Below are 2,268 nucleotides of genomic sequence, written 5' to 3' on the forward strand. Positions count from 1 at the left end.
TGCATGAGCGCAGTCTACACACCATTGTGATATTACCATTTCCTTTTCATTGCCCCTTTCTTAAGAGCCTCTATAGTCTCATAATCTGTCAATGCTATCTTCCATTTGCCCTCCAGGTGTTCAAAGATGTTTAGAGGATTTTTGCCCATTGTCCTTTTGATGTACCTAAACGTTTCTGGCTTTTCGTTAGGCACAGGACCTCCAGCCTTTATCCAGTAAAGACATATATCGTAGGCTTCACCTCTTCTAATAGGGGGGCGTGGTGGCTTGTTCACAGTCTCGCCACGCTCAAGGGCTTTTCTTTTTTTCTCTCCAATGTAGCCATATTTCTTGGCGACCGCGTACACAGTTTGTAGGGAGCGGTGGGGCAAGTGTGACATCATCTCTGTTACACTCCACCCCTTCTCTACGCAATCTTTTATAAACTCATGCTCCCAATCAGCTATCGGTCTCTTCTGTTTCTTCTTTGCCACACACACCACCCCCTTTTGCGAATGATTTTGGTCGTCTCGGGTATGGCTTTTTGTTAATTACCACAAGGCTAAAGCTGCCAGCTTCCTTTCTAATCTTCTCATAACTGTACTCAAAAACAAAATCTCTTACAATTGCCAGCTCGTCTATCATTTGTTCGGTTAATTTTGGGTCGCAAGCATAGTCTATAGCGGCGTACATGTCGCTTAATATGTCATAGATTTGCCTCATCAGGGTGTTGTGAGTTTGTATCCTGGCTTTATATGCGGCGTATCCGCCCTTACCTACACTCATATCACCCACCCCTAGAATGGGATTTCTATTTCGTCTCCGCCATCCTTTACCCTGCTTGGGTCCCTAATGAGCTTGGCTTTTTCTACGTTAAAGGAATATTCGTAGGCTCCGCTCATGGGGTTTTTCCTTTTGGAGACGTAGCATTTAAACTCATATTGACATCCTTCTCTGACATCTTCACCACAATTGAACCAGTTTATGGGCATTTTTAGCCGCTCGTTGTCGAGGTCTTTTACCCATAAATTGACTCCTCTTTCTTCCTCACCAGATTTGTTCCTGTAGAAAAACTCTCTAGGCTCCTTTATCACTTCAGCCTTCACAAACAACCATGCCATTTTAAATCCTCCCTATGCAAACAGTTTAAGCGACTTCATGAAAATTACGGCAGGCAAGTAGGTAACTATCAATCCGCTAGCCACTAATAATACCGCCGTGCCAAATACCAACCAAAAGTTGCTCACGCTAACTGCTGATTTTATGTCTCTCCTCGCTATAAGGGCGGTCAAACACATCAGCATTCCCAAGCCAAACAGCACTAACCCCAATCCAGCCATTCCATAGTTAACATTAACAACCATTACTTACCCCTCCTCCCGAAAAATCCTGCATGTTCCTCTTCCAACTCTTCAAGCTGTCTATGCCCGCCTCTTTGCCAGTATAGCCAGCTTGTGCACCTACGCTCCATTACAATCAGCTCTCCCTCTTTCTCTGCTATTATCACTTCCCACCCACACCATGGACATTGTGAAGGATTACAGTTAACACACACCCTTTCTTGTTGCATATGCCGGCGAACATCTAGTGGCCTGATCTTCTCATATCCTACAGCGGTTGGGAACTTCCTTTTTAGATACTCTATCGCCTCCCTTTTAATACCTTCTTTAAATTCCTTGTAACTATCATACTCTGTGTATTTCTGAACAATATCTTCAACGAGAGCCTCCATTCCTTCGCCTGCATGTTTCATTCTTTTCCCTCGTTCCATCCCGTCCCCTCCTTGGCTTGCTTCTTTCTGGTTCTAGCCTTGCGTCGCTAATTTTAGGGGCCCTACGCCTTATATTGTCAGCTCTTTCTCTTACTTTGTCAACCCATTCTGGACCCAAAGTTTCATTTAAGATATCTATTTTAGCTAGGAACTCATATAGGTCCTCGGTCGCTAAATATAACTTGTCTCTGTGAAAGAATAGAGCTGGCAGATATCCATCATATGTGTTGACTTGCGCTTGCCTAAATGCCTCAAAGACATTCAACCGCTTTCTGTTTTTTGCTTCCACGCAGTATGGGAATTTTAAAGTCGAGCCGTTACGTATCCATAGGTCGCACCCCGGGGCGGATTTGCTACGCACGTTTACGTCGCCATCTGGAAGGTGTAAGGCTAACGTGATAACCTCTCTACACCAAAACTCAAACTGCCTGCCTTTATTCCGACCATTGCCCATATCAGCACCCACTTTCTTTATTCGACGTCGCTTCTCGGTTTGAACATCGGGCAAAAATTAGCGT

The 2,268-nt window shown here is 44.5% G+C and carries 5 protein-coding genes; all 5 read right to left on the minus strand.

Annotated elements, in window-relative coordinates:
• Positions 1-32 precede the first annotated feature (32 nt).
• From V7Z69_RS09765 to V7Z69_RS09785, 5 genes are read right to left on the minus strand one after another with little or no spacing between them, the layout of a single operon-like run.
• Positions 33-473 carry a hypothetical protein gene (locus tag V7Z69_RS09765; RefSeq protein ID WP_334139795.1) on the minus strand — a complete coding sequence of 147 codons (441 nt, stop codon included), beginning with the start codon at positions 471-473 and terminating at the stop codon, positions 33-35.
• A complete protein-coding gene (locus V7Z69_RS09770) occupies positions 439-765 on the minus strand; it encodes a hypothetical protein (protein ID WP_334139796.1) in 327 nt (108 codons plus the stop codon). The genes V7Z69_RS09765 and V7Z69_RS09770 overlap by 35 nt, the downstream gene beginning before the upstream one ends.
• 11 nt (positions 766-776) lie before the next feature.
• Entirely contained in the window at positions 777-1,100 is a 324-nt protein-coding gene (locus V7Z69_RS09775) for a hypothetical protein (protein ID WP_334139797.1), read from the minus strand.
• 12 nt (positions 1,101-1,112) lie between these two features.
• Positions 1,113-1,343: a hypothetical protein gene (locus V7Z69_RS09780; RefSeq protein ID WP_334139798.1), complete on the minus strand. Its 231-nt coding sequence runs from the start codon at positions 1,341-1,343 to the stop codon at positions 1,113-1,115.
• Complete coding sequence (locus V7Z69_RS09785) at positions 1,343-1,750, minus strand: hypothetical protein (protein ID WP_334139799.1); 408 nt, start codon at positions 1,748-1,750, stop codon at positions 1,343-1,345. The genes V7Z69_RS09780 and V7Z69_RS09785 overlap by 1 nt, the downstream gene beginning before the upstream one ends.
• Between the last annotated feature and the right edge of the window lie 518 nt (positions 1,751-2,268).

Source organism: Thermovirga lienii (genome assembly GCF_036847465.1).
Classification (GTDB): domain Bacteria; phylum Synergistota; class Synergistia; order Synergistales; family Thermovirgaceae; genus Thermovirga; species Thermovirga lienii.

What these genes read in the sequence shown, in the direction of transcription:
- V7Z69_RS09775 (WP_334139797.1), bottom strand. Translation starts at nt 1,100, where the DNA reads ATGGCATGGTTGTTTGTGAAGGCTGAAGTGATAAAGGAGCCTAGAGAG.
- V7Z69_RS09780 (WP_334139798.1), bottom strand. Translation starts at nt 1,343, where the DNA reads ATGGTTGTTAATGTTAACTATGGAATGGCTGGATTGGGGTTAGTGCTG.
- V7Z69_RS09785 (WP_334139799.1), bottom strand. Translation starts at nt 1,750, where the DNA reads ATGGAACGAGGGAAAAGAATGAAACATGCAGGCGAAGGAATGGAGGCT.
- V7Z69_RS09770 (WP_334139796.1), bottom strand. Translation starts at nt 765, where the DNA reads ATGAGTGTAGGTAAGGGCGGATACGCCGCATATAAAGCCAGGATACAA.